This window comes from Variovorax sp. PDC80 (assembly GCF_900115375.1).
Taxonomy (GTDB): Bacteria; Pseudomonadota; Gammaproteobacteria; order Burkholderiales; family Burkholderiaceae_C; genus Variovorax.
On the sequence record NZ_FOWG01000010.1, the window covers coordinates 295,154 to 315,710 of the forward strand.

Consider the following 20,557-nt stretch of genomic DNA (forward strand, 5'->3'; position numbering starts at 1 on the left):
GTCGCATCAAGCGTTTCGGCGATCAGAACGAGAAGTTGCCCGTCAGCGTCACCGAACGGCCCGGTGCGATGTTCGCGTAGTGCGTCGAGTAGGCCGTGTTGTAGTAGATGCGGTCGGTCAGGTTCTGCACGTTGAGCTGCAGGTTGAAGCTCTTGTTCACGCGGTAGCCGGCCATCGCGTCGATGCGGGTGTAGCCCGGAACGCTGCGCTTGATCAGCGTGGCGCCGCCCGTGCCGGCCGCCCAGGCGAAGCCGCCGTAGACCTCGCTCTGGTAGAAGGCGCCCAGGCCGAAGGTCCAGTCGGAGGTGGGCTTGTAGGTCGCCCAGATGCTCGCGCTGTGCTTCGGCGTGTTCGGGAAGGGCTGGCCCGTGCCGGCGTTGGGCACGTAGACCGTGCGGCCGCTGGCGTCGGTGGTGCTGCTCTGGCCGAGGTTCTTGCCCTTGCTGTCGAGCAGGGTGTAGCCGCCGAAGACCGAGAGCTGGTGCGTGATGTTGCCCGAGAAGCCGAGCTCGAAGCCGCGCACCTGCTTGTCCCCCGCCAGCGACACGGTGCCGTCGGTCGGGTTGGTGATGCGCGCGTTGGTGGTCTCGATCTGGAAGATCGCGCCGGTCAGCGACAGCTTGCGCTCCAGCAGGTCCCACTTGGTGCCGAGCTCGATGCTGCGGTTTTTCTCGGGCTTCAGGTCGATCGCGGTGTTGGCCACGCCGCCCACGGTGCCGCTGAGGGCCTGGCTCTCCGAGCCCTGGCCCAGGCTGTTGCCGCCCGGCGTGGAGGAGGTTCCGATCGACGCATAGATGCTGCCGTTGCTGGCGGGCTTGTAGACCACGCCGAGCTGGTAGTTCAGCAGCGTGTCGTTGCGCTCGAACTTCGTGCGGATGCCGCTGGTGAGCACCGGCAGCGCCATGCCGCCGGTGGCGGTGGTGCTGGGATAGGGGTTGGTCTGCTGCGTCTTGTAGCTGTCCAGGCGCAGGCCCGCGTTGACGATCCACTGCGGCGACAGCTCGATGCTGTCGAAGCCGTAGAGCGACGCGGTGTCGGTGCGGTAGCTGGTCGGGTTGCCGTTGGGCACGAAGGTGCCCAGCCACGGGTCGCTGGACGTGGGGTAGTACAGGCTCGTGCAGACGAAGCTCGAGCCCACGCCGGCGCCGCCCGGGCACTTCTGCTGCGCCGTGTAGGCGCGGTTGACCTGGGTGTAGCTGTCGTTGTCGGCGCGTTCGCGCGACAGCTCCAGGCCCGTGACGTAGCTGTGCTTGACGCTGCCGGTCTGCAGCTTGCCGCTGAGCTCGGTGGCGTTCGCGAAGGTGTCGATGTCGCGCATGCTGCCGTTGAAGCGGCGCCACACCAGGCCGCGCGCCACGTTGCCCTGGCTGTCGTCGGGCTGGGTCCAGATGTAGTCCATGCTGCTCTTGGTGAAGCGCGTGATGTTGCGCAGCTTCATCTCGGGCGAGATGTCGTGTTCGACCTGCAAGGTGACCGAGTCGGACTTGTCCTTGCGGAAGTCGCGGCCCTCGACGCCGTACCAGTTCTTGCGGTCGAAGCCGTAGGTCGGCTGGAGCTCGACCACGCCGAAGCGCGGGAAGCTCGCGGGCAGGTAGTAGGGAATGCCGCCGTCGGGCACGTCGTCGGTGCGCATGTGGAACAGCGACAGCGTCACGCGCGTGGGCGTGCCCAGGCCCCAGCTGATCGAGGGCGCGATGCCGAAGCGCTTGTTGCTCGGGCCGTTGCGGCCCGCGACATCGGCGCCGAAGTCCATCAGGTTCAGGCGGAAGGCGCCGTTCTCGCCGAAGCTGCGGTTCCAGTCGATCGTCTCGCGGTGGTACTTGTCGCTGCCCAGGCCGACCGAGCCGAGGAAGAAGTTCTCCTGCTTCGGTGCCTTGGTGTAGAGGTTGATCGTGCCGCCGGCGCCGCCGCGTCCGCCCGAGGTCGAGTCCGGTCCCTTGACCACTTCCACGGACTCGAGGTTGAAGACCTCGCGCGTGCTCGGCGCGATGTCGCGCAGGCCGTCGACGAAGGTGCTGGCCTGACTGTCGTAGCCGCGCAGGAACGGCCGGTCGCCGACCGGGTTGCCGCCCTCCCCGGCGCCGAAGGTGATGCCGGGCGTGGTGCGCAGCGCCTCGGTCAGCGTCGTCGCGTTGATCTGCGTCATCACTTCCTGCGGGATGACGGTGACGGACTTGGGCGTGTCGAGCAGCGGCGCGGTCTGCTTCGAGGACGAGGACTGCTCCACCTTGTAGTCGGGCGCCGCATCGACCTGCACCTCCTTCAGCGCGCCCTGCGCATGCGCCGCGCCGACCGATCCGAGCGCGACCAGGGTGGCGGCGGTCCTGGTGGCGGCGTGCGCGTTGAGATAGCGCGAAGTCGAGTGCTTGCGGCTTCTGATGTAGGTCATGTTGTGAGTGATTTGTCGAGGTGAAAGCGCTGCCGGCGCGCGGCGCCGGCGGTCACGCGGCTGTGCACTGGAGGTGACATCGGCGTAACAAAGTATCCGCAAATGATAATGACTCGCACTATCGATTTACGGCATCTTTACCTTTGGTTTGCAGAACTTGTTGCCGTCTGACGACGCGATGAATTCAAATGAGAACTTATCTCATTACGAATAAAAGGCGTGCTGCGTGCGCCCGCTCATGCGTCGAATTGCGGTGATGCAGAGCGCCGAATGCCCTCGAAGACGTCGCATTTGTCGAGCGGGACATCGCTATTTCGCCAATGCGTTGAGCAACGCAAATAGAAATGGCAATGCCTCCTGGCATTGGCGCGCCAATTCGAATGCATTGCGGACCGAGTCTCCATGGCGACATGGGCATGCGCGAACGGCAATCCGCGCATCGACGACCGCGCCCTACGCCAGCGCCGAACGCAGCTCCCGCACCCCGCGCCCCAGCTTGCGCCGCAGCAGGCTGCGCACGGTTGCCGCATCGGCATAGCCGACCTCGCTCGCAATCGCCTCGAGGCCCTGGCCGATCGAGACCAGGTGCTGCGCATGCTCGACGCGCAGGTCCTGGAAGAAGGCCAGCGGCGACTTGCCGAGCACGGCCTCCATGCGCCGCTGCAAGGTGCGCGGGCTGACCGCGAGCGCGTCCGCCGCATCGTGCAGCGAGAAGCCCCGCGCGAGGCGTTCGCGGGCCCAGCGCTCGAAGCGCTCGATCAGCGGATCGGCATGCGCGAGGTGGTCGGGAATGATGTACTGCGCCTGCGAGGGCCGCTTGTCGACCAGCATCAGGCGCGACACCAGCGCGGCGGTCTCGGGGCTCGCCTGGCGCATCAGCCACAGCGCGAGATCGAGATGCCCCATCGCCGCGCCGGCCGTGACCACGCGGCCCGAGGCCACCACCATGCGCGACTCGTCGAGCCGCACCCGCGGATAGCGTTCGCGGAACAGCGGCGCCAGCGGCCACATGGTGGTGGCCTCCTGGCCGTCGAGCAGGCCGGTCTCGGCCAGCAGGAAGCTCGCGATGCACGCGCCGCCCACGCCGCTGCCCTGCGCATGCCAGCTGCGCAGCATGGCCATGGCATCGCGCACGTCGCGCCGGCCCAGCGCCTCGACCAGCCGCGCGGGCTGCTTGGTGTTGAGCGCGGGCACCAGCACCCAGTCGGGCTGGCGCATCTCGTCCGCGGGTTCCACCCCCATGGTCAGGCCATGCGCGGTGCGGATGCGCTGGCGCACGCCGACCACGCGCAGCTCGAAGGGCGGCCGCGCCGCGCCCTGCTCGGCCGCCACCTCGTTGGCCGCGGAGAACAGGTCGAGGAACACGCTGAGGCCGGTGTCGAACACGCCATCGAGCGCCAGGATCGCGAGCTTCATCATGGCGCGAATGATACCAATATTGTCATTTACGACCATGGCGCCCTGGAGAGGACCCGCCTACGCTAGGGACCATGACATCGCCCATCGACTCCCCCCTGGACCGTTCGGCCTGGACCGCGCTGGTCGGCCGGCAGGCCCACCTGGGCCACGGCAATGCCCTGGCCCGCCGCTACCACCCCGAGGTCGCGCCGTTCGCGGGGCTGGTCGAGGAAAGCCCGGCCGCCTTCGAGGCGCTGCGCGCGCTGCTGGGCCCGGACGATCGCGTCATGGTGCCCACGCTCGCGCCCGTCGCCGGCATCGACGGCCTGCAGGCCAGGCTGCTGGGCCAGGTCCACCAGATGGTCGCGCTGCAGCCCGGCACGGGCCGGGCGGCGCAGCTGCAGGCCACGCCGCTCAACGCTTCCGACGTGCCCGATGCCCTGGCGCTGGTCGGCCGCACCCGGCCCGGCCCCTTCGGCCCGCGCACGCTCGAGATGGGCGACTACCTCTGCGTCCGCGACCAGGGCCTGCTCGTGGCCATGGCCGGCGAGCGCATGCGCTTCGACGGCCACGCCGAGATCAGCGCGGTCTGCGTCGACGACCCCTGGCGCGGACGCGGCCTCGCCGCCGGCCTCGTGAACCTGCTGCGCGCGCGCATCGAGGCGCGCGGCGAGACCGCCTTCCTGCACGTGCTCAGCGACAACGCGAATGCCATCGCGCTCTACGAGCGGCTCGGCTTCCGCCATCGCCGCACCCTGTTCCTGCACCAGATCGCCCTGGCCACCGTTTGACTCACCCCGCGCTCCGGCGCACAAGGAAGCACCATGAAGATCCAAGGTTCCGTCGTCTTCGTGACGGGCGCCAACCGGGGCCTCGGCCTCGAATTCGCTCGCCAGGCGCTGACGCTCGGCGCCGCCAAGGTCTATGCCGCCGCGCGCGAGCCCTCGCAGATCCCGCTGCTGGGCGTGCTGCCGATCCGGCTCGACGTGCGCGATCCCGCGCAGGTCGCCCAGGCCGCGGCCGATTGCCGCGACGTGACGCTGCTGATCAACAACGCGGGCATCGGCCGGCTCGGCGGCTTCGTCGGCGATGATGCCGAGACCGACCCGGTCGCCACCTTGCGCGAGCAGCTCGAGACCAACCTGTTCGGCATGCTGCACATGAGCCGCGCCTTCGCGGGCGTGCTGGGCCGCAACGGTGGCGGCGCGATGCTCAACCTGCTGTCGCTCTTCAGCTGGGCCAACACGCCGATGATCGGCGCCTACGGCGTGAGCAAGGCCGCGGCCTGGGCGCTGACCAACGGCCTGCGCCACGAGCTGCGCGCGCAGGGCACGCAGGTGGTGGGCTTCCATGCCGGCCCGATCGATACCGACATGGTGCGCGCGCTCGAGGTGCCCAAGGCCTCGCCCGAGGACGTGGTGCGCCAGTCCTTCGCGGCCATCGAGGCCAGCCAGGAGGAGGTGCTGGTCGACGAGGGCACGCGCCAGGTCAAGGGCGCGCTGTCGCAAGGCATCTACCTGCGCGACGTCATGGCCGGGTGATTTCTGCGGGCAGGAGGACGCGTTGTCCGACGCGCGAAGCGCCGGCACGCGCCGGAAGATGGCTGCATGAAGATCGCCACCTTCAACGTCAACGGCATCCACAGCCGGCTCGACCGGCTGCTCGAATGGCTCGCCGAATCGAAGCCCGACGTGGCCTGCCTGCAGGAACTCAAGTCGCCCGATGCCAAGCTTCCGCTCGCAGCGATCCGGCGCGCGGGCTACGGCGTGGTCGCGCACGGCCAGCCCGCCTGGAACGGCGTGGCCATCCTCGCGCGCGGGCGCGAGCCGATCGAAACCGGGCGCGGCCTGCCGGGCATGGAAGACGACCCGCAGAGCCGCTACCTCGAGGCCGTGGTCGACGGCGTGCTGGTCGGCTGCCTCTACCTGCCCAACGGCAATCCGCAGCCCGGGCCGAAGTTCGACTACAAGCTGCGCTGGTTCGAAGCCTTCGGCAAGCATGCGAAGAAGCTGTACGCGAGCGGCCTGCCCGTGGTGCTCGCGGGCGACTACAACGTCGTGCCCACCGATGCCGACATCTACAACCCCGCCTCGTGGCGCGACGACGCGCTGCTGCAGCCCGAGAGCCGCGCCGCCTACGCGCGCCTGCTGAAGCAGGGCTGGACCGACGCGATCCGCGCGCGCCATCCCGAGCGCGCGCCCTTCACCTTCTGGACCTACTGGCGCAACCGCTTCCCGCGCGATGCCGGCCTGCGCATCGACCACCTGCTGCTCAACGCCGAACTCGCGCCGCTGCTGCGCGATGCCGGCGTGGACCGCGACGTGCGCGGCCGCCCCGGGGCGAGCGACCACGCGCCGGCCTGGATCGAACTCGACCTGCCCGCGCTGTCACGCCAGTAACAAAACCGTCACCGGGCGGTGCGAGCATGCGCGGTTCTCACAAGGCGCCCCGTCTTTGCCGCACCGATGCGACTCCTCTTCCGATCGTGCGCGTCGTTCGCGCTGCCGGCGCGCCGCCCTCTGGATGCTCTGCGGGCTCGCGGCGCCGATGCTGGCCGCCGCTGAGCCGGCCGTGGCGCCGCCGCTCGCCGCCGCGCCCGACGCCATCGAGGCGCCGGCCTTCGAGTTCGACCTGCCCGCGCAGCCGCTCGCGCTGGCGCTCGACCGCTTCGCCGACCTCACGGGCCGCGCCGCGCTCTTCAGCAGCACGCTGGTGGCCGGCCGCACGTCCGCGGCCGTGCGCGGGCGCCTCGCGCCGCTGGCCGCGCTGCAGGCGCTGCTGCAGGGCACGGGACTCGAGGCCGAGGAAGTCAGCGCGGGCCGCGTCGCCGCGCTGGTGCTCAAGCCCGCAGGCCCGTCGCCCTCGGCCCCTGTCGCCGCCGCCCCGAGCACGGGCCAGGAGAACTACGACAGCCTGATCCAGGCGCGGGTCTGGGAGGCGCTGTGCGCCGCCCCGCTGACCGCGCAGGGTGGCTACCGCTCGCTGCTGCGCTTTCGCATCGATGCCGCCGGCCGCGTGCAGCGCGCGCAGTTGCTCGGCGGCAGCGGCGATGCGCGGCGCGACCTGCTGCTGGTCGAGGCGCTCGAGCGCGTGCGCATCGGCCGCGCGCCGCCGCCGCAGATGCCGCAGCCGGTGACCATGCTGATCCTGCCCGAGCAGGGCGGCACGCCGGCCTGCGCGAGCCGGGGGCGCTAGCGATGTCGGAAGAAGTCCGGCTGCTGCTGCTCGACTTCCTGTCGCAGCGCTATGGCGACCTCAAGCGCCGGCTGACGCGCGTGCTGGGCAACGACGACCTCGCGGGCGACGCGCTGCAGGACACCTGGCTGCGCCTGCGCCGGCTCGAGGACCAGGCGCCGATCGTGAATCCGCGCGCCTTCCTGATGCGCATGGCCGTGAACATCGCGATCAACGACCTGCGCAGCCAGAGCCGCGTGGTGCCGCGCAGCGAGGTCGATGCGCTGCTCGAGGTGCCCGACGCGGCGCCGGGCCCCGAGCAGATCGCCGAGTCGCGCTCCGAGATGGAGGCGCTGCAGAAGATCATCGCGCGCATGCCGCAGCGGCGCCGCGACGTGCTGCTGCTCGTGCGCTGGGAAGGCCTGCCGCAGAAGGAGGTGGCGCAGCGCCTGGGCATCTCCCTGCACACCGTCGAGCACGAACTCAAGCGCGCGCAGGATTTCTGCGCCGCCCAGATGGGAAAGAAAAAATAGTTGGCGGATTCGCGCCCCGCCAACTGTCTTGCACCAGTGACGCCATGAAGACACCCTCCGCACCGATCGACGATCCCGCCGCAGCCGCCGAGGCGCTGCGCGAGGAGGCGCGCATCTGGTTGAGCCGGCTGGCGGGTGCCGAGCCCACGCAGATGGACGTGCAGGCCTTCCAGCGCTGGCAGCGCACCAGCCCCGCGCACGCGGCGGCCTTCGACGAGGCCAGGCGCCAGTGGGCCTCGATGCGGCTCGCGCTCGGCGGCCTGCTGCGTACCGACCCCAAGATCGCCGCGCGCCACGAGCGGCTGCGCCATGGCGCCTCGGCGCAGCCGGGCCGCCGGGCCTTTCTGGGCGCGGCCGCCGGCGCGGCGGTGGCGGCCGGCGTGGTCGCGGTCGTGCATCCGCCGCTGGGCCTGTGGCCCGCGGCCGGCGAATGGCGCGCCGACGAGCGCACCGCGACCGGCGAGCAGCGGCAGCTCGTGCTGGCGCGGCAGGTGCGCGTCACGCTGAATACGCAGACCAGCGTGCGCCGCCAGGCCGAAGGCCTCGAGCTGATCGCGGGCGAGGCCGCGATCGACCTGCCGGCCGAAGGCGGCGCCCCCTTCGTCGTGAGCGCGGGCGCGGGCCGCGCGCTGGCAGGCGGCGACGGACCCGGTCGCTTCGAGCTCAGCTACCTGCAGGGCAAGGCCTGCCTCAGCTGCCTCGAAGGCACGGTGCGGCTCGAGCATCCCGCGGGCACGCGGCAGCTGCAGGCGCGCCAGCAGCTGGTGTACGACGCGCAGGCCATCAGCGGCGTGCGCGCGATCGAGCCGGCCGACCTCTCGGCCTGGCGCCGCGGCGAGCTGGTGTTCCGGCAGACGCCGCTCGCGCGCGTGGTGGACGAGATCAACCGCTACCGGCCCGGCCGCGTGGTGCTGCTGGCGGCCTCGCGGCGCGACGACCCGGTCAGCGGGCGCTTCTCGATCGCCGTGCTCGACGAGGCGCTGCTGCAGATCCAGCACTCGTTCGGCCTGCAGGCGCGTTCGTTGCCCGGTGGATTGCTGGTCTTGAGCTGAGCCGGCCGCGCAAGAAAAGAGCGCGCGAAAAAGAGAGAAGAAAAAGTTGGCGGATTCCACCGCCCTCCCGTGTCTTGCAAGGACGGCCCGTCGCAATGCGACGGGCGGCACCACACGACGACTTCACTCATTGGCGGGAATCTCACATGAACACGCGCGCGCGCATCGGCAGGCCACGGCAGTCCCTGGAACCAGGGCGGGAGCATTTCAGTCTGGCGCCGATCGCGCGCGCCATCGCGCTGGTGCTGGTGGCCGGCGGCGTGGTCGGCCCGGCCCAGGCGCAGCGCGCCTTCAGCGGCGCCTGGTTCAATGCAAAGGGCACGGCGCAGAGCACGGCCGCGGCCACGGGCTACCTGCCGAACGGCCAGCCGGCCTCCAGCCTCACGAACCCGCAGGCGCTGCAGCAGCGCAACAACGCGCAATGGCAGCGCTCGCTCAACAACCTGAACCTGGCCGCGCAGTCGATCGCGGCGCAGCAGGCCGCGCAGGCGGCGGCACGGCAGGCGGCGCAGAACGACGACTCGGTGCCCGACGGCCTGGTCGACGGCGGCCTCAAGGTCGACAGCCAGAGCCTCAGCGCGGGCTGGCTGAACGCCAGGGCGCCGCAGCAGAGCCTGGCCGAGGGCCGCACGCAGGTGCGCATCGAGCAGACCGCCGAGAAGGCGATCCTCAACTGGGAGAGCTTCAACGTCGGGCGCAACACCACGGTGCAGTTCGACCAGCGCGCCGGCACCCTGCCCGACGGCAGCAACGGCTGGGTGGCGCTCAACCGGGTCAACGATCCCAGCGGACGGCCGAGCCGCATCGCGGGGCAGATCAAGGCCGACGGCTCGGTCTACATCGTCAATCGCAACGGCATTGTCTTCACCGGCAGCAGCCAGGTCGACACGCGCTCGCTGGTGGCCAGCGCGCTGCGCCTGACCGACCGGCAGTTCATGGCCGGCATCAACACCAACGAGCTGCTCAAGGACCCCTACGGCAGCCCCACCAACACGCCGGCGCCGCAGTTCGGCGAGTTCCCCGAGGTCGCGCCCTACACCATCGACACCACGGTCGAGAACTCGGCGCCCTGGTTCACGCCCTCGCACGTGCCCGGCAACGTGAGCGTGCAGGCCGGCGCGCGGCTCACGGCGCAGAAGGGCGGCAAGCTGATGCTGTTCGCGCCCAAGGTCGCGAATGCCGGCACCCTCTCGGCGCCCGACGGCCAGGTGGTGATGGCGGCCGGCGAGAACGTGTGGCTGTCGAGCGTGCCCTCGAACGCCGGGCCCGACACCGTGCCCTACTACCTGAGCCCGGCGCGCGGCTTCGAGGTCGCGGCCTCCGCGGTGCCGGCCATCGCCTTCGGCTACTACGGCGCGATGTACGGCATCGGCCAGCTCTCGCCCTCCGATTCGCAGCAGCGCTGGGTCAAGGGCGTGCGCGACACCGTCATGCCCGCGATGGTGGCGCGCGCCGCCGAGGTCGGCTACCAGGTCGACAACAGCGGCCAGATCGACGCGCCGCGCGGCGACATCACGCTCACCGGCCGCACCATCGCGCAGAACGGCATCCTGCAGGCGAGCTCGGCGCTCAACAACCGCGAGGGCTCGATCCGGCTGCAAGGCTGGAGCCAGGGCCTGCTGAGCCGCGAGGGCGAGTTCGCGGTGCCGATGTTCTGGGACGCGGGCACGGTCACTTTCGGGCGCGGCAGCGTGACCGCCGTGATGCCCGACCTCACTGACAAGACCGAGCTCGAGCTCGGCGCGCTGGCCACGCGCTACCGGCCCGGGCGCATCGTCGTGGGCGGCGAGCGCATCGACGTCCAGCAGGACGCGCGCCTGGTCGCGCCCGCCGGCGAGATCCGCCTGCTGGCCACCGCCCAGCCCTCGGGCGTGGTGCCCGACAAGCCCGCCAACAACGACGCCAGCCTGCGCGACGGCAGCCGCATCTACATCGACGACGGCGCCTGGCTCAGCGTGGCCGGGCTGCAGGACATTCCGCTCTCGATGGCGAGCAACCTGGTCACGGCCGACCTGCGCATCAACGAGCTGCGCGACTCGCCGCTGTACCGCGACTCGTGGTTGCGCGGCCAGAAGGTGGTGGTCGACCGGCGCGTGCGCGGCGTGTTCGGCAACGGCCCGATGGCCGGCGTGCTGTGGATCGGCGAGAACGATCCGGGCGCCTGGGTCGGCACGCCGCTGGCCGACGTGTCGACCTGGGTCAATCTCAGCAAGACCACGGTCGGCGAACTCGCCACCCTGGGCGGCCACATCAACCTCAAGGCCGGCGGCTCGGTCATCACGCGCGCCGGCTCGATGCTCGACATCGCGGGCGGCTCCGTGAAGTACGGCGACGGCTGGATCGACACCACCAAGCTGCTGAGCGCCGACGGCCGCGTGGTCGACATCGGCCGCGCCACGCCCGACATGCAGTACGTCGGCATCGCCGGGCGCTTCAGCGACAGCCATGCGCGCTGGGGCGTCACCGACGACTGGCGCAGCGCGCTGATCGGCCGGCCGCGCTTCGAGCCGGGCTACACCGAGGGCCGCGATGCCGGCTCGATCCAGGTCTTCGCGGGCGAGGCCTACATCCTCGAAGGCGGCATCTGGGGCGGCACGGTCGCGGGCGAACGCGCCACCCAGCCGGTGACGCAGAGCCGCGGCGGCCGCCTGGTGCTGGGCAACGCCGACAACCCCGCGTTCGCGTTCTCGCCCGGCCAGCTGATCCTGGGCAACCGACCCGAACTGCTGCCGGCCGACTTCACGCTCGAGAGCCCGGTCGACAGCCGCTTCTTCACGGTCGACGGCGAGGGCCGCTACACCAAGACCAGCTGGCTCTCGACCGACACGCTCGAGGCCGCCGGCCTCGGCGCCATGACCTTCAACGTCGGCAAGGGCTTCCTGCTCGAGAAGGATGCCGTGCTCCGGCTCGAGCCCGGCGCCACGCTCAACGTCGGCCTGGCGACCCTCGACACCAACGTGCCCGTGGCCATCGAGGGCACGGTCCGCGCGCCCGGCGGCTCGGTCAACCTGCCATCGGGGCAGATCAGGCTCGGCGCGAGCGCGCGCATCGACGTCTCGGGGTCCTGGGTCAACACCGTCGCCGACGGACCCGACCGGCTGCAGCACGCGATCAAGGGCGGCTCGATCATCCTGGGCGCGCTGCAGGCCGAAGCCGGCGCGGTGCTCGACGTGTCGGGCGGCGGCCAGGTCTCGGGCAGCGCGACCAAGCGCAGCGTCACGACCGGCAACGCCGGCGCGATCCAGCTGCTGACGCTGGGCAGCGCCGACACCCTCGATCGGCTCGACCTGCGCGCCTTCTCGGCCGGCTCGGGCGGCGCGCTGTCGATCAACGCCAACGGCTACGACGTGCAACTGGGTGGCAACAACGACGGCGGCGACGCGCTGCTGCACCTGCCCGCCGACCTCTACGCCTCGCGCGGTTTCCGTTCGCTGACGGTCGACAACGCCAAGGGCATCGTGGTGCCCGAGGGCGTGGCGGTCTCGCTGCGGCCGCAGGCCATCGATCTCGGCGGCGTCGATGCCACGCGCATCGCCTCGGGCGCGAACCTGGCCGAGCTGGGCCCGCTGCGCGCGCTGCCGCTCGAACAGCGGCTCGCGCGCGCACCCGCCTCGCTGCTGCTGGCGGGCAACACGGTGGAGGTCGGCACGGGCGCGCGCATCGAGGTCGACACCGGCGGTTCGCTCCAGCTCGGCAACGACAGCGGCGCGATCGGCGTCGTGCCCGGCAGCATCGTCGTGCGCGGCACGCTCGAGGCGCCGGCCGGCCGCATCGGCCTCTACAGCGCCGGCGAGCTCCGGCTCGCGGACGGCGCGAGCCTGCTGGCGCGCGGCGTGCCGGCGATCCATCGCGACGGGCCCGTCGGCCGCAGCGGCAGCGTGCTCGACGGCGGCCGCGTGCTGCTGCGCGGCGACGTGCAGCTCGACGCGGGCAGCCTGATCGACGTCTCGGGCAGCGCGGGCGAGATCGACGTGCCGCGCCAGGGTTTCGCGCGCGATCGCGGTGCCGCGACGCTCGCGCTGGCCAGCGATGGCGGCAGCATCGAGATCGAGGGCCATGCCCAGGTGCTGGGCACCCTGCGCGCCCGCGCGGGCGGTGCCGGCGCGCGCGGCGGCAGCCTCAAGCTCACCAGTGCCGGCGGCGCGGAATCACCGGCCGACCAGCTCAAATGGATCATGCTGCAGTTCGCGGGCGGCGAAGGCGTCGCCAAGTGGGAGGACGCGATCGGCGTCGACTACAGCAGCTACTTCTCGACGGCCGCCGGCCCCTTCGTGTTCACGCGCGAGATGGTCGAGCTGTTCGAGGCCCTGCCCGACGCGGCCGACTTCCGGGTCGTGAACAAGGCGCCGGCCGCCGGCGGCGGCCCCGCCCTGCCCGATGCCACGGCCTTCTTCGCCGATGGCTACCTCGAGGAGATCCTCAACTTCGGCCCCGGCTTCGACCTGCGCGGCGTGTTCACGGGCACCGCCAGCGCCAAGCCGCCCTCGGTGCTGCTGGCTTCGGCCGTCAACGAGGGCGGCTTCGACCAGTTCGCGATCCAGACGCCGAAGACGGTGCGCCTCGACGGCGTGCACCTCCAGCTCGGCCGCTCGATCGCCATCGGCGGCACGCTCGCGAACGCGGGCCGTGCCGATGCCAGCCTGCGGGCGCCGCGCATCGTGCTGTCGACGCCCCAGGTGACGCCCGGCAACGCGGCCGCCGAGCGCGCCGGCAGCCTCAACCTCGATGCCACGCTGATCGACATCGACGGCGGCGCCGCGATCCGCGGCTTCGCCGACACGGTGTTGACGGCGCGCGACCTGCGCATTGCCGACAACGTCGAGGCGCCCGGTGCCGTGCTCGACGTCGAGGGCCGTCTGCTGATGCAGGCGGCGCAGGTCTATCCGGCCACCGGCGCCAAGGCCACGATCCGCGCCACCGATGCGATCCGCATCGAGCGCAACGGCGAGGCCGAAACGCCGCTGTCGGCCGCCGGCAGCCTGACGCTGGAAGCGCCGCGCATCGCGCAGAACGGCGTGCTGCGCGCGCCCTTCGGCCAGATCGTGCTGAAGGCGGGCGAAAGCGTGACGCTCGGCGCGGGCAGCATCACCTCGGTGTCGGGCGACGGCCTGGTGCTGCCCTACGGCGCGCTGCGCAACAACGAGTTCTGGACCGACCCGACCCGGCCCCAGACCGAGGCCGCGGTCGACCTGAACGCGCCGCCCGAGAAGCGCATCACGCTCGATGCGCCGAGCGTGGAGCTGGCGGCGGGCTCGGTGGTCGACGTGGCCGGCGGCGGCGACCTGCATGCGCGCGAGTTCGTGCCCGGCACCGGCGGCTCGCACGACCTGCTCGCCATGCCCGGCGTGTTCGCGATCCTGCCCGCGAGCCGGGCCGCCATGGCGCCGGGCGCCGCGGTGGGCGAACGCATCTGGCTCGCGGGCGGCCAGGGCCTGGAGGCCGGCTGGTATGCCGTGCTGCCCGCGAGCTACGCGGCGCTGCCGGGCGCCTTCGCGGTCATGCCCGGCGGCGGCGCGGCCTCGGCCGGCGCGACCCGCACCGTGGCCGTGGCCGACGGCTCGATGGTGGTCTCGGGCTACCGGGGCGACGGGCTGACCGGCGCGCGCGAGGCCGGCTACACCAGCTGGCGCGTGCTGCCGGGCCAGGCGCTGCGCGGCTACAGCGAATACAACGAGGCGCTGGCCAGCGAGTTCTTCTCGTCCGACGCCTTCCGGCTCACGCAGTACCGGCGCACCGGCACCGACATCGCGATCCCGCGGCTGCCGGTGGATGCCGGCTCGCTGGTGCTGCGCGCCACCGACTCGCTCAAGCTCGACGGCCGCCTCGACATGAAGGCGGCGGCCGGCGGGCGCGGCGGCATGCTGGACATCGCGGCGCAGAAGATTGCCGTGGTGGGCGCGGGCCAGGACGGCAGCGCGCTGCGCGCCCAGGGCTACCTGGTGATCGACGCGGCCTCGCTGTCGAACACCGGCGCGGCCAGCCTGCTGATCGGCGGCGTGCGCACCGGCGACCCACTGGGCATGCGCGTCGAGGTGACGGCCAGCGACATCGTGGTGCGCAACGACGGGCAGTCGGCGCTGTCGGGGCCCGAGCTGATCCTCGCGGCGAGCGGCCAGGTCACGGTCGAGTCGGGCAGCGTGCTGACGGCGCGCGGCGGCACGGCCAGCACCGGCAGCCTGGTGATCGCGCCGCAGGCCAAGGCCATCTACACCGACCCCGATGGCTGGCTCGACGACAACTACGACGGCGTGATCGACGCCAAGGATGCGCTCGACGACGTGCTGACCGCGAAGGCGCGCGACTGGGGCGCGCTGATCCGGCTGTCGAACGCGGGCGATGCGCGCGTGCTGCGCGAGGGCGTGGACCTGAGCGAAGGCGGCCGCGCGCTGATCCAGGAAGGCGCGGTGCTGCAGGGCGGCGCCTCGCTGACCATCGATGCCACGCGCGGCACCACCCTCGCCTCGTCGGCGCAGGTCTCGGGCAGCGGCATCACCCTGAGCGGCGGCCGCGTGGGCTTCGGCGGCGGCAGCGAGGGGCTGGTGTTCGACCAGCGCGCGCTGGCCCAGCTCGCGAATGCCGAGCGGCTGCGGCTGCGCAGCTACACCAGCATGGATTTCCACGGCGACATCGACTTCGGCCGCGCCGGCCTCGGCAACGTGACGCTCGACGCGGCCACGCTGGCGGGCTACGGCAACGCGAGCGTGGTGCTGCGCGCCCAGGGCCTGACGCTGGAGAACAGCGTGGCGGCGGTGGCCGATGCCGCCGCGCTGCCGGTGGGCACCGGCACGCTGGCGATCCGTGCCGACGAACTGGTGCTGGGCACGGGCGACAAGTCGGTGCAGGGCTTCGGCCAGCTGGAGCTGGCCGCGACGCGGCGCATCCTCGGCGAAGGCAGCGGCTCGCTCGATGCCGGCGCGGCCGACATCCGGCTCGCCACGCCGCTGCTGACGGCGCGCGCTGCGGCGACGCAGGCCCTGCGCACCACCGGCCTGCTGGCGCTCTCGGGCGGCCAAGGCGCCGCGACCGAGGCCGACCCGGCCGATGGCCAGGGCGCGCGCCTCACGCTGGCCGGCGGCCGCGTCGACCTGGCATCGCAGGTGCTCGCGCGCGGCGGTTCGGTCAACGTGACCGCGGCCAGCGGCGACCTGCGGTTGCGCGAAGGCGCGGCGATCGACGTCTCGGGCTTCGAGAAGCGCTTCTTCGACGTCACCCAGTACGGCGACGCGGGCTCGATCGCCCTCACCGCGATCGGCGGCTCGGTGCGGCTCGACGCCGGCGCCGCGCTGCGCCTGGCGGGCGCGCCGGCCGGCGGCGCGGCCGGCAACCTCGCGCTCACCGTGACCGGCAACGGCGCCGTGGTGCTCGACGGCCTGCTCGATGCCCATGCCGCGAGCGGCCAGCGCGCCGGCTCGATCTCGTACGACAGCGCCTCGCTGCCCGACTTCGCGGGCCTGAGCGCGCGGCTCAACGACGCCGGCTTCCGGGCCTCGCGCTCGTTCCGCGTGCGCAGCGGCGACGTGCTGCTCGACGGCACCACGCGGGCCGAGGACTTCCTGCTGGTGGCTGACCAGGGCCACGTCACGCTAGCCGGCATGCTCGACACGCGCTCGGCCTACGGCGGGCGCATCCGCGTGGTGGCCGGCGACGGCATCACGATGAACGCGAACGCCGCGCTGCTCGCAGGCGCCACCGGCCCGCTGGGCTATGGCTCGGTCACGCTCGATGCCGCCGATGGCGCGCTCGACCTGCGTGGCGGCCGCATCGACGTGGGGGGCGGCCAGGGCGGCCGCGTGCGCCTGCGCGCCGGCCAGACCGCGGCGCACGACGACCTGCGGGTGACGGCGCTCCAGGCCGACATCGTCGGCGCGCAATCGGCCGTGCTCGAGGGCGTGGCGCGCTACGACGTGGCCGACTACGACGGCCTGAGCGTCGACTCGGTGAAGGCCGACGCGATCGCGCATGCACGCACCTTCGAGGGCAAGGCGCAGGCCATCGCGGCGCGGCTCGGCGCCAGCGGCATCGCCGTGATGCCCGGCATCGAGATCGGCAGCGCGGGCGACCTCGCGCTGCAGTCGGACTGGAACCTGGCGCAGGATTTCGCCACCGCGCGCGAGGGCTCGCTGACCCTGCGCGCCGGCGGCAACCTGCTGCTGAACGGATCGATCAGCGACGGCTTCTCCGACGCGACCACCGCCGGCAGCCTGCAGACCGGCCGCTCGTGGAACCTCGCGCTGGTGGCCGGCGCCGACCGTGGCTCGGCCGATGCGCTGGCGCTGGTGCCGCTGGCAGCGCAGGCGGCCGGCCAGGGCACGATCACGCTCGGCGCGGCCGATGCCGGCAAGCTGGTGCGCACCGGCACCGGCGAGATCGAGCTGCGCGCCGGGCGCGACCTGGTGCTGGCCGACAAGGTGTCGGCCATCTACACGGCCGGACGCCGCGACACCACCACCTACGACGACTTCAACGCACCGGCCGAAGCGGCCTACGGCATCGACGGCGGCAGCATGCGGCTGGTGGCGCAGGGCTCGGTGCATGCCAAGCCCACCGACCAGAGCTTCGTCGAATGGCTGCGGCGCCAGGGCCAGGGCAACTGGCGCACCGGCCTGTTCTCCGACTGGTCCGACGAATGGGGCACGCGCTTCACCGGCATGCAGCCGAGCTGGTGGATCGACCCGGGCCAGTTCCAGGGCCTGGGCGCGCTCGGCGGCGGCAACCTGGCGCTGGAAGCCGGCGGCGACCTCGACAACGTGGTGGCGGTGCTGCCGACCAATGCCCGCCTGCGCGGCGCGCTGGCACCGGGCCAGGCGGCCACGCTCGAGATGCGCAACGGCGGCCTGTTCGACATCAAGGCGGGCGGCACGATCCGCGCCGGCCACTACTACGTCGGCCGCGGCGCCGGCAGCATCACGGCCGGCGAGATGGCGGTCGGCCGCACCGTCACCGCCACCGACGCCAATGGCGTCCACACCTGGGACATCGCGCCGATCCTCGCGCTCGGCGACGCCACGCTCGACGTGCGCACGCAGGGCAACCTGCGCCTGGAGACCGTGGTCGACCCGCTGCTGCTGCAGGCGCCGCTGGTGTTCGATCCCTGCTGCGGCCCGGTCGATCCGGGCGCCTACATGAGCGGCCACACCAACCGCACGGCGCTGCGGCTGGTCTCGCTCGGCGGCGACCTCACGCTGGTCGACACCACCTATGCCGAGAGCCGCCAGATTCCCTACATGCCGATCTTCCGCGACCCCGACGGCTCGCCCTATGCCGAGAGCGCGATCGGCCAGGGCGGCAACCGCTACCCGGCCGCGACGCAGGTCGTGGCCATGAGCGGCTCGGTGATCGTGCAGGGTCCGGTCTACACCATGACCGCGCCGATGGCCGTGACGCCGGAGCTCGGCTATATCGCGGCGCGCGCACCGGGCGCGCCGGCACCGCAGGCCGACTTCCAGCTGCTGGCGGCGCAGGACCTGGTGTTCCGCTCCGAGGGCACCGGCTCGCTGGTCAGCGTGCCGCGCATCGTGCTCTCGCGCGCGGCGCCCGAACTGATCCCCTCGCCGCTGATGCCGCGCGGCCGCGAGGAGGAATCGGGCTCGGGCATCGGCCTGGACGGCGTGCTGCAGAACACCTTCGGCTCGTCCTACTCGCGCCAGCTCGGGCTCAACAATCCCGAGAAGATGCCGCTCGACGGCGACCACTCGCCGAGCCGCATCTATGCGCTCGGCGGCTCCATCCTCGGCGCCACCGTGGCGACCAACGAGGAGAGCTGGATCCGCGCCGGCCACGACATCCGCCAGGTCTCATACAACCTGCGCAACCTGCACGGCAGCGACGTCTCGATCGTCTCGGCCGGCAACGACGTCATCGGCAGCGCGACCGACGTGGTCGGCAGCAGCCCCGGCATCGTGATCGAGGGGCCCGGCGCGCTGCTGGTGAGCGCGGGGCGCGACATCTTCGCGCCCGGTGCGCGCGACGGCAACACCTTCCCGCTGACCATCCAGTCGGTCGGCAACCAGAGCTATGCCTTCAACGCGAGCGAGCCGCGCACCCAGACCCTCGTCAAGGGCCTGCCCGAGCGCGGCGCCTCGATCACGCTGATGGCCGGCCTGCAGGGCAAGGAGCCCGACTACGCCGCCTTCGCGCAGGCCTACCTCGATCCCGCGCGCGCGGCCAGCATGCCGGCCTACCTGACGCAGACGCTCGACGGGCGCACGCTGCCGCTGTACCTCACCGACGACGTGCGCCTGCTCGACGGCGGCGGCAAGAAGTTCGAGCGCCGCGGCCTGGTCTCGTTCGTGCAGGAGGCCGTGGGCGAGACGCTGGCCCCGCTCGATGCCTGGGCCCGCTTCCAGACCCTGCCCGCGCCCGCGCGCGAACGCTTCCTGCGCGAGGTCTACATGCAGGAGCTGCGCAACGCCGGGCGCGACCAGCTGCTGCCCGGGGTCGACGACCTGCCGCGGAACGGCGGCTACAACCGCGGCTACGGCGCCATCGCGACGCTGTTCCCCGGCAACGGCTGGAAGGGCGACGTGCAGATGGCCGACGGCAGCGTGCGCACCCTGCAGGGCGGCGGCATCGAGGTGCTGGCGCCCGGCGGCGGCCTGCAGGTGGCGGCGCTGGGCCAGGCGCCGGCCGACGGCCGCGGGCTGGTCACGCTGGGCGACGGCGACATCCACGTGTTCACCGCGCGCGACGTGCTGCTCAACCGCTCGCGCATGCTGACCTTCGCGGGCGGCGACGAGATCATCTGGTCGACGCTCGGCGACATCGACGCGGGCCGCGGCGCGAAGACCACGCGCTCGTTCCGCCAACCGGTGATAGAGACCGATGCCGACGGCATCACGCGCGCGCTCGAGAAGGCCGACATCACGGGCTCGGGCATCGGCACCGTCGAGGGCTTCGAGAACGTGGTGCCGGGCGACGTCGACCTGGTGGCGCCGAAGGGCACGGTCAACGCGGGCGACGCGGGCATCCGCGTCAGCGGCAACCTCAACATCGCCGCGCTGCACGTGCTCAACGCCGCCAACATCGAGGTCAAGGGCGAGTCGAAGGGCCTGCCGGTGGTGACGGCCGTCAATGTCGGCGCGCTCACCAACGCCAGCGCCGCGGCCTCGCAGGCCGCCAACGCCGCGCAGGAGACGGTGCAGCGCGAGCGCGCCGCGAGCCGCCAGGCCCTGCCCTCGGTGTTCACGGTGCGCGTGCTGGGCTTCGGCAACGAACCGGCCGAGGGCCGCGAGCCGCCGCCCGACGCCCGGCCCGGCGTGGTGCGCTACGAGCCGAACCACCGCGTGCAGGTGATCGGGCATGGCGCCGAACTCAAGCCCGACCTGCTGGCACGGCTGACCGAGGAAGAGCGGCGCCGCCTGCAACAGCGCGACTGACGCGTCCGTCACGCGCAGCGAGCGCGCCCTGTCCCGGCGGGACGGGGCGCGGCCCCGCCGTTCCCGCCCTCAGGAGAGCAGACCCGTCATGGACATGAGCATCCACGTTCACCTGGCCACGCCCGAGGCCGGCGCCGAGCCCGGCCGCGCGCTGCGCGACTGCCTGGTGGCGAACTACCAGCGGCTGCATCGCCGGCTGCAGCGGCACCTGGGCTGCGCCGACCGCGCCAGCGACTGCCTGCACGATGCCTGGCTGCGGCTCGGCGACATGGCGGTGCTGCCGGCGGTGCAGGCGCCCGAGGCCTATGTCTATCGCGTCGCCTGCAACGTGGCGCTGGACCGGCTGCGCGGCGAGCGCGCGTCGTTCCAGGTCCAGGAGCCCGAGCTCGAGGCCTTCGCCGATCCCTCGCCGGGCCCCGAGGCCGTGGCCGAGGCGCGCTCCGAGCTGCGGGCGCTCGAGCGCGCGATGCAGCGGCTGCCGCGCCGCCACCGCGCGGTGCTCGAGGCGCTGCGCATCGAGGAAATGACGCGCCAGGAAGTGGCGCGGCACTACCAGCTCTCGCTGCGCAATGTCGACACGGCGTTGCGGTTGGCGCTGCGGCATTGCGCGCCGTGCGCGGCCGCCGATTGATGCCG

At 72.3% G+C, this 20,557-nt stretch carries 10 protein-coding genes; 8 read left to right on the top strand and 2 right to left on the bottom strand.

Features of this window, described 5'->3' with window-relative positions:
- Positions 1 to 22: 22 nt before the first annotated feature.
- Both BM109_RS27590 and BM109_RS27595 read right to left on the bottom strand, forming a co-directional pair.
- Entirely contained in the window at positions 23 to 2,389 is a 2,367-nt protein-coding gene (locus tag BM109_RS27590; RefSeq protein ID WP_093349963.1) for a TonB-dependent receptor, read from the bottom strand.
- 453 nt (positions 2,390 to 2,842) lie between these two features.
- On the bottom strand, positions 2,843 to 3,805 hold the full coding sequence (locus BM109_RS27595; RefSeq protein ID WP_093350196.1) for a GlxA family transcriptional regulator: 963 nt from the start codon (positions 3,803 to 3,805) through the stop codon (positions 2,843 to 2,845).
- 74 nt (positions 3,806 to 3,879) lie between these two features.
- Between BM109_RS27595 and BM109_RS27600 the strand changes: the two genes are divergently transcribed.
- The 8 genes from BM109_RS27600 (at position 3,880) to BM109_RS27635 (ending at position 20,552) form a co-directional block, all read left to right on the top strand.
- Positions 3,880 to 4,578: a GNAT family N-acetyltransferase gene (locus BM109_RS27600; RefSeq protein ID WP_093349966.1), complete on the top strand. Its 699-nt coding sequence runs from the start codon at positions 3,880 to 3,882 to the stop codon at positions 4,576 to 4,578.
- Positions 4,579 to 4,611: 33 nt separating this feature from the next.
- On the top strand, positions 4,612 to 5,328 hold the full coding sequence (locus BM109_RS27605) for an SDR family oxidoreductase (protein WP_093349969.1): 717 nt from the start codon (positions 4,612 to 4,614) through the stop codon (positions 5,326 to 5,328).
- A gap of 66 nt (positions 5,329 to 5,394) precedes the next feature.
- Complete coding sequence (locus BM109_RS27610; RefSeq protein WP_093349971.1) at positions 5,395 to 6,186, top strand: exodeoxyribonuclease III; 792 nt, start codon at positions 5,395 to 5,397, stop codon at positions 6,184 to 6,186.
- 148 nt (positions 6,187 to 6,334) lie between these two features.
- Positions 6,335 to 6,982, top strand: a complete 648-nt coding sequence (locus BM109_RS27615) for a secretin and TonB N-terminal domain-containing protein (RefSeq protein ID WP_143129278.1) — start codon at positions 6,335 to 6,337, stop codon at positions 6,980 to 6,982.
- 2 nt (positions 6,983 to 6,984) lie between these two features.
- A complete protein-coding gene (locus tag BM109_RS27620; protein ID WP_093349976.1) occupies positions 6,985 to 7,494 on the top strand; it encodes an RNA polymerase sigma factor in 510 nt (169 codons plus the stop codon).
- Positions 7,495 to 7,538: 44 nt separating this feature from the next.
- Entirely contained in the window at positions 7,539 to 8,546 is a 1,008-nt protein-coding gene (locus BM109_RS27625; RefSeq protein ID WP_093349978.1) for a FecR family protein, read from the top strand.
- A gap of 146 nt (positions 8,547 to 8,692) precedes the next feature.
- Complete coding sequence (locus BM109_RS27630; RefSeq protein ID WP_177239482.1) at positions 8,693 to 19,921, top strand: filamentous haemagglutinin family protein; 11,229 nt, start codon at positions 8,693 to 8,695, stop codon at positions 19,919 to 19,921.
- A gap of 94 nt (positions 19,922 to 20,015) precedes the next feature.
- Positions 20,016 to 20,552 carry an RNA polymerase sigma factor gene (locus BM109_RS27635; protein WP_177239483.1) on the top strand — a complete coding sequence of 179 codons (537 nt, stop codon included), beginning with the start codon at positions 20,016 to 20,018 and terminating at the stop codon, positions 20,550 to 20,552.
- Positions 20,553 to 20,557 lie beyond the last annotated feature (5 nt).

Bases quoted from the DNA above. Each gene is read 5' to 3' on its own strand.
- BM109_RS27590 (WP_093349963.1), bottom strand. From the start codon at position 2,389: ATGACCTACATCAGAAGCCGCAAGCACTCGACTTCGCGCTATCTCAAC.
- BM109_RS27600 (WP_093349966.1), top strand. From the start codon at position 3,880: ATGACATCGCCCATCGACTCCCCCCTGGACCGTTCGGCCTGGACCGCG.
- BM109_RS27605 (WP_093349969.1), top strand. From the start codon at position 4,612: ATGAAGATCCAAGGTTCCGTCGTCTTCGTGACGGGCGCCAACCGGGGC.
- BM109_RS27625 (WP_093349978.1), top strand. From the start codon at position 7,539: ATGAAGACACCCTCCGCACCGATCGACGATCCCGCCGCAGCCGCCGAG.
- BM109_RS27635 (WP_177239483.1), top strand. From the start codon at position 20,016: ATGAGCATCCACGTTCACCTGGCCACGCCCGAGGCCGGCGCCGAGCCC.
- BM109_RS27610 (WP_093349971.1), top strand. From the start codon at position 5,395: ATGAAGATCGCCACCTTCAACGTCAACGGCATCCACAGCCGGCTCGAC.
- BM109_RS27620 (WP_093349976.1), top strand. From the start codon at position 6,985: ATGTCGGAAGAAGTCCGGCTGCTGCTGCTCGACTTCCTGTCGCAGCGC.
- BM109_RS27630 (WP_177239482.1), top strand. From the start codon at position 8,693: ATGAACACGCGCGCGCGCATCGGCAGGCCACGGCAGTCCCTGGAACCA.
- BM109_RS27595 (WP_093350196.1), bottom strand. From the start codon at position 3,805: ATGAAGCTCGCGATCCTGGCGCTCGATGGCGTGTTCGACACCGGCCTC.
- BM109_RS27615 (WP_143129278.1), top strand. From the start codon at position 6,335: ATGCTGGCCGCCGCTGAGCCGGCCGTGGCGCCGCCGCTCGCCGCCGCG.